Source organism: Hufsiella ginkgonis (assembly GCF_009834915.1).
GTDB lineage: Bacteria > Bacteroidota > Bacteroidia > Sphingobacteriales > Sphingobacteriaceae > Hufsiella > Hufsiella ginkgonis.
On the sequence record NZ_WVHS01000005.1, the window covers coordinates 417,791 to 424,468 of the forward strand.

Sequence of the window (6,678 nt, forward strand, 5' to 3'; positions counted from 1 at the left end):
AATAAACGACGATTAACAAGCCGTTAGCCGCCGGCTATAGCTTTTTAACCAAAACTATGCTGCCTCTATTTGGTTTATACATAGCCCGTTAAAATCAAACTATGAACAGAGTTTTATCTTTTTTGTTAGTCGTGCTCGGTATTTCTCTCGTATGCGGATGCATACGTAAAAAAAAGGATGACAGTAAACACGAAAAGAGCCACAAAAACGAAGATAAAAAAGAATTGGTGAACACCATTTTTACGATGCCCAAAGAGTTGAAAGAAATTTCGGGAATCGTGTTCGAAGACAGCACCGTGGTACTTGCCATTAATGATGAAGAAGGTTACCTGTACCGTTACGACATCCGGAAAGAAGCGATCGTTTCCAGGCTCAAATTCGCAGGGCCTGCTGATTACGAAGATGTTGCGCTGGTTGGCAGCGACGTGTATATCGTAACCAGCAAGGGAAGTCTTTACCACATTAAAGATTACCGTTCCAAAGCCTTTAAAGTTTACAAGTTCAATACCCCGTTAAAAGAAAAGAACAATATCGAAGGCCTGGCTTACGACAAAAGGAATAACCGTTTACTGCTCGCGTCGAAAGACGAAGGCATGGATAACGACAAAGACAAAGAAGTATTTGCTTTTAGCCTGGCAACGCGCACCTTAAATACCAAACCCGTATATTCTATCAGGCTCGCCGATATAGAGGCTTTTTTTAAGGGTGATGCCATCGAAGAAACCTCCAAGAAATTTCTGAAAGCCATTGGAAACCAAAACCTGAGCGAAGTGGTACGGCCATCCGCCATTGCGGTTCACCCGGGAACGGGCAACTTGTACGTATTATCGTCCATAAACAATTTTATCGCCATTATTAACCCACAGGGGAAGATGATCGACGCCATACAACTGAAAGGGAAAGAGTTTTCTCAACCGGAAGGGCTCGCATTTTCGCCGGCAGGCAAGCTATATGTATCTAACGAAGGAAAGAACTGGAGCGGGAATATCATTCAACTAGATTATGAAGATTAATTCATTGATAACAGGCTTCGGCGTGTTTTCGTTATTATTCCTGGCAAGCTCCTGCAGTACCCGGAAACCCTGGTACGAGAAAAGTCAGCGATCATGGGCAACGGCAGGCTCACCCGACAGCCTTAAGCTCCTGTATTCCGTTTTCCTGGTGGGAGATGTGGGCAACCCCGACAAAAACCGGCAGGAACCAACCCTTAAACTGCTGCAAAACCAGGTAAATCACCGCAACGAAGCGGCCATCGCCCGTGCAGATACCGCCAATACCACCCGCGAAGAAGATGCGGTGATCTTCCTGGGCGACAATATTTACGAAAGCGGCCTTCCGGAACCTGACGCCGTAGACCGCAAGGAAAAAGAACGCCGCATTATCGAGCAGATGAACGTGGTGAAGGGATTTAGAGGCCGCGCCATATTTGTGCCCGGCAACCACGATTGGCATGAAATGGGACCGAAAGGTCTCGAAACGGTGAATCGCGAAGAACGGTTTGTAGAAGAGTACCTAAAGGCTGGCGATGTGTTCCTTCCCAGCAACGGCTGCGGAGGCCCGGTAGAGATCCGGATGAACAACGACCTGGTGATCATCGCCATCGATACCCAATGGTGGCTGCATAAATACGAGAAGCCGCTGGCGCCTGATAACGGCTGCAGCGTGTCAAGCCGCCCTGAGCTTATCAGCCAGGTTAAAGATATCATCCTGCGAAATAAAGGCAAAAATATCCTCATCGCGCAGCACCACCCGCTGTTTAGCAACGGTACACATGGCGGGCATTTTACCCTGAAGGATTATTTTTTCCCCCTCACCCTGTTGAGAGACAACGCCTATATTCCCCTTCCGCTGATCGGCTCCATTTATCCGCTGCTAAGGCAATACGGTATCGCCCGGCAGGACCTTTCCAATAAAGATTACCAGCAGCTGAAGCGCGGTTTGTTATCCATTCTTGAAGATGAAAAGAATGTGGTACTTGCCACCGGGCACGAGCATGCGCTCCAGTTTAATAAGTACAAAGACCTGAACCACATTATCAGCGGCGCCGGAAGTAAATCCAACAGGTTGATCAAAGGCAACGGTGCCTCATTTACGCATGGAACCAAAGGATTCGCACGTGTAAACTATTATGATAACGGGCAATGTTGGGTGGAATTCTGGGAACCCGAAGGAGATGGCGCGAAAGGGAAGCTCATGTACCGTACGCCTTTATACGCCATTCCGCCCAAAGGGATTGTAGAAGCGCGGGAAGAGAAGCTGATGAATTATAAGGACAGCACAAAAGTACTGGCAGCGGGCGACTCCTACCGGGCCGGTAAGTTCCAGCGGCAGCTATACGGCGAACACTACCGTGAATCGTGGGCAACGCCGGTAAAGGTAAAATACCTGGACCCGTCGGTGTTTGCCGGGGGACTTACTCCCGTTAAAATGGGCGGCGGCCACCAGACCACTTCGCTGCAGCTGCAGGGTAAAGACGGCAACCTCTACCAGTTCAGGCTGATCGATAAGGATCCTTCGCGCTTGCTCCCCGAGGGTTTCCTGAAAACCTTTGCCGAAGATTTTGTGCAGGACCAGATCTCCTCCGCCCATCCATACGGGGCGATGGCAGTGCCCGACATGGCGAAAGCGATCGGGATCTATTACGCCAGTCCGCAATTAGTATACATGCCTAACAGCAGCCTGCTGGGGCCGTATATACAGCAGGTGGGCGGTAAAATGGGCTATATAGAGGCACGGCCTGACGAAGATGTGTCAGACTTCAAATCCTTTGGCAACGCAGCCAACGCCATCAGCACCAAAAAGCTGTACGAAAAGTTGCGGGATGATAATGACAACGAAGTGGACCAGAAGATGTTCCTTAAAGCCCGCCTGTTCGATATCCTGATCGGCGACTGGGACCGCCACGAAGACCAATGGCGCTGGGCGGAATTCAAAAAGGAAAAGGGATCGGTGTACCGGCCTATCCCGCGCGACCGTGACCAGGCTTTCGCCAAATATGATGGGTTGCTTCCATCTATCGCAAGTAAAGCGATCCCGGATCTGCAGTCGTTCACCTACGATATTAACAATGCCGTACAACTGTCTATTGCGGCACGTAACCTTGACCGAAATTTCCTGAATAAGCTCTCGGCAGACGATTTTCTGAAGGCCGCTGACGAGATTTCGGCCAAACTGACCGATGCCGTGATCACTTCATCGGTAAAAAAGATGCCTCCTGAAGCCTTCGCGCAGTCGGGCGAAGAGATCATTGCCAAGTTAAAATCGCGCCGCGGGCAACTATCGACGGCTGCGGTTAAATATTACGAAGCGCTTTCGAAGGTGGTTACCGTGGCCGGCACCGATAAAAAGGAATTCTTTAAGATCGAGCAGTTGCCCGAAAGCACCAAAGTGCAGATATTCAAGATAGACAGTAATGAAAAGGTATCGAACAAGATATTCGAACGTACCTTTCACAGCAACGAAACAAAGGAGATCAACCTCTTCGCCCTTGCGGGAAAAGACAGCCTGACAGTTACAGACCGGGATGCCGCCCGCGCCATTAAAGTACGCTTTGTGGGCGGCGATGGCAAGGATGACATAAACACCAGCGCCACGAGCCAACATGTAATTGTTTACGACAACAAAGAGGGCAACCACATCAATGCCGGGAAAAGGACTACGCTGAGGTTGTCTAAAGACGATTCCGCCAACTTTTACGACCCGGATGCCTTCGAATACGACAAAAAAGGCCCGATACCTTACGGGGATTTTAATGGCGACGATGGCCTTTTCGTAGGACTTGGCTATGGGATCAAGAAATATGGCTTCCGCAAAGATCCTTACGCGTATGAAACCGATCTCGCGGGCGCCTACGCACCCAAATCGGGTGCTTACCTGTTCAGGTACCGCGGCACTTTTTATTCGGTGCTCGGAAAAAACAATGATATCATAGCCACCGCCAAATACAACAGCCCTAAATACACCATTAACTATTACGGGGAAGGCAACTCTACCGAAAACATCGACAACGATAACCTTTTTTATCGTTTAAGAACACAAAACCTCAGCGCTTCGCTCCTCTTCCAGCATCGCTTTACGAAAGCTTTTAAAATGGGAATCGGTCCCGGGTTTGAATATTATAAGGTAACGCGTCCCGAGAAAAGGTTTGTAAACACCGCCGCCTTTCCCGAAAAAGAACAGGTGGAAGTTCCCGCCCGGTTTGGAACGGTAAGGTCTTACCTGGACATCGACTTTGTCGACAATCCGGTCTTCCCCGGTTCGGGAGTGAAGTTCCGTACGGAAGCAAACTACTTTAATGAATCCGGCGGAACTAATTTTAACTCGCTGCAGCTCAAAACCATCGGCTCATTTTACGCGACCCCCAACTTTAGCTTCCCTGTAACCCTGGCATTGCGAGCTGGAGCCGCTAAAAACTATGGCGATTATAAATTCTACCAAACTAATTCCCTGGGCAGTAACTCCTACCTCAGGGGATACAGGAACAACCGTTTCAGCGGTCGGAGCTATGTTTTCCAAAACACGGAGCTGCGCTTTAAGCTTACTGACCTGCGGAACTATATCTTTACCGGCAACCTGGGCGTGTTCGGTTTTTATGACTCGGGCCGGGTTTATTCCGCCAGCGCCGAATCAGGAAACTGGCATCATGGTTATGGCCCCGGCGTATGGATCAACTTCTACAACAAGTTCCTGGTAACTACCGCTTACGGTATTTCGGGGGAAGGTAAGTACTTCACATTTACGGCAGGAATGCCATTTTAGGATCTTTCAATCCGCTGCATCCCCGTGTGAGTTCTCCATGTGCGCTGTGTTATAAGACATTTTTTCAACATAGCGCGCAAGGAGAACTCACATAGGCACACGACCGATTACTACTACTCTATTACGGCCGCCGACGATGCGTCGGCCTTGGTACTTGCCGCCAGTTGCAGCGCATTATAGGCATTTACCACACCGCCCGATAAACAAACCTCCGAAAAGTCGAGTTTACCCGCATTCTTCACTTTCACTTTATGGTCCACCTTAGTTACCGAGCGCATAATAATATCCTTTACCTGTATGGCTGAAAGCGCCGGGTAATAAGAGCGGATCAATGCCGCCAACCCGGCTACCACCGGTGAAGCCATACTTGTACCATCGTGTTCTTTATATAAGGAGTTGGGAATGGTGGAGTTGATCTTTACCCCGGGTGCGAATACGTCCACCGATTTTTTTCCGTAATTGGAAAAGTCGGCTACCAGGTCTTCGTCGTTCTTCCAGCCTGATGCGCCAACTTCAATCCAGGGTGCAACGCTGCCCATGGTAACGCCCACGGAGTCGCCATAGTTGCGGTTAGGGAAATTAGGGATCTTGTCCGTATTCTCTCCATCGTTTCCGGCTGCGTGGATCAGCAGCACGTCCTTAGCTGCGGCATACCTGATCGCAGAATCGACCAGGCCCTTAAAGGGAGAAAATGATTTTCCAAAGCTCATGTTAATTACTTTGGCGCCGTTATCAGCCGCATAGCGGATGGCGTTAGCTACATCCTTATCACGTTCGTCGCCATCGGGTACGGTGCGCACCGACATGATACGAACATTATCCGCTACCCCTTTTACACCGACGTTATTATCGCGCACCGCGCCAATGATGCCGGCTACGTGGCTGCCATGATCGGCGTCGGGACCAGCCACATCGCCATTGCCGTAATACTTCTCTTTATTATTTTCGTAATTATCGCCTACGATGCTGCGCGGATCGAAGTCGAGGTTCAGGTGATAGCTGATCTGCGTATCGTAATACTTGAGGCCTTCGTTCATGTCTTCGTCGAACGCTTTATAATCCGGATCTTTTTTCAGGGCGGCCTTAATCACCTTGATGGTTTTCGACTCCATGTCGTTAGCAGGCTTATATTTGTCCAAATCTTCCATGGTAAGTACCGGCCTGGCGATCTTGCGGGTGATGCTATCCGTATACCGCTTAAGTGTATGGTAATACTCCTGGCCATACTGCGCATTCTGCAGCTTATTCATGTACTCGGTCATAAATATGCGGTACCGCAAAAACTGCTTGCGTTCTTCGGCGCTTAGCGGGGTAGTGGGGAGCACCGATTCAAATTTCGGCTTGTAGATACGCACCTGCCGGGCGATCTCGAGATTATCCCATTGTACGTTGCCTTTGGCAGAGCCGATAAAATTCCAGCCATGTACATCATCGGCATAACCGTTTTTATCATCGTCTTTCCCGTTCCCGGGGATTTCCTTAGGATTTGTCCAGATCACGGCCTTCAGGTCCGGGTGATCGGTTTGTACGCCGCCATCTATCACGGCAACGGTTACGGGCTGGCTCTTCTTTCCTTTCAGCAGGCTATAGGCCTTCTCGGTACTGATGCCAAATACACCATCCGACTGCAAGTCGAGATTTTGCCAGTTGGGCACCGGTTTCTCTTTTGGCTGTGCCACAGAGCACAACGGCAGCAGTGCTACAGCGATCAGGCTGGTTAATTTATTCACTCTCATATCTTAATCTTTTACAGAAGAACTAACGAAAAAAACCGACGTGCGATTTCTGTTAATTCCCAAAATCTAAATTATTACATCAGTATGAAAATCAAATGAAATACTGAGGATAAGCAAAGGTAGAAACGGTTAGGTATAAAGCAAGAAAACCCTCGTGCAATGCACGAAGGTTTTCAATAAAAGT

Annotated in this window: 3 protein-coding genes; 2 read left to right on the forward strand and 1 reads right to left on the reverse strand. The window is 49.1% G+C overall.

Translation table 11 applies throughout. From position 1 onward, the window contains the following. The first annotated feature begins 101 nt into the window (after window positions 1-101). Window positions 102-1,013: an SdiA-regulated domain-containing protein gene (locus GS398_RS20550; protein WP_160908695.1), complete on the forward strand. Its 912-nt coding sequence runs from the start codon at window positions 102-104 to the stop codon at window positions 1,011-1,013. Further along, window positions 1,003-4,758, forward strand: a complete 3,756-nt coding sequence (locus GS398_RS20555) for a BamA/TamA family outer membrane protein (protein ID WP_160908696.1) — start codon at window positions 1,003-1,005, stop codon at window positions 4,756-4,758. Before GS398_RS20550 ends, GS398_RS20555 begins: the two co-directional genes overlap by 11 nt. Before the next feature lie 113 nt (window positions 4,759-4,871). Here the strand turns inward: GS398_RS20555 and GS398_RS20560 are convergent, their stop codons facing one another. Beyond that, window positions 4,872-6,494, reverse strand: a complete 1,623-nt coding sequence (locus GS398_RS20560) for a S8 family peptidase (protein ID WP_160908697.1) — start codon at window positions 6,492-6,494, stop codon at window positions 4,872-4,874. Window positions 6,495-6,678: the final 184 nt, after the last annotated feature.